Genomic DNA, 395 nt, shown 5'->3' with positions numbered 1-395 from the left:
CCCCCTAACAGTGCGTTTGCCGCACAAATTCGTTAGTCTAGCCGCCATTTTGCGTCCGCCGCCCACAAGGCAGCCATGCGCTTAACGGGTCAGTCCCATACGGATCGACAGCATTTCCCTCACCCACAAGGGAAATCCCTCTCTAAATTCCGATTCAGTAGTGTGGTATTTCCTTAATGAAAGTGTTGAAAGGCCAGGACATTCTGGCACTTGGTTTTATGACGTTTGCCCTGTTTGTCGGGGCTGGCAACATCATCTTCCCGCCTATCGTCGGTTTGCAGTCCGGGCCGCACGTCTGGATGGCGGCGTTGGGTTTCCTGATCACGGCGGTCGGCCTGCCGGTGATCACTGTGGTCGCGCTGGCCAAGGTCGGCGGCGCAATGGATGCCTTGAGC

At 56.7% G+C, this 395-nt stretch carries 1 protein-coding gene; it reads left to right on the top strand.

Features of this window, described 5'->3' with window-relative positions; genetic code table 11:
- Positions 1-176: 176 nt before the first annotated feature.
- The coding region (locus AAEZ06_RS26895; protein ID WP_350617111.1) for a branched-chain amino acid transport system II carrier protein at positions 177-395 on the top strand (219 nt) is incomplete at its 3' end.

The organism is Pseudomonas sp. HY7a-MNA-CIBAN-0227 (assembly GCF_040310325.1).
Taxonomy (GTDB): Bacteria; Pseudomonadota; Gammaproteobacteria; order Pseudomonadales; family Pseudomonadaceae; genus Aquipseudomonas.
Note: the sequence above shows the minus strand (reverse complement) of the source record. Positions and strands in the feature narration are given on the sequence as shown.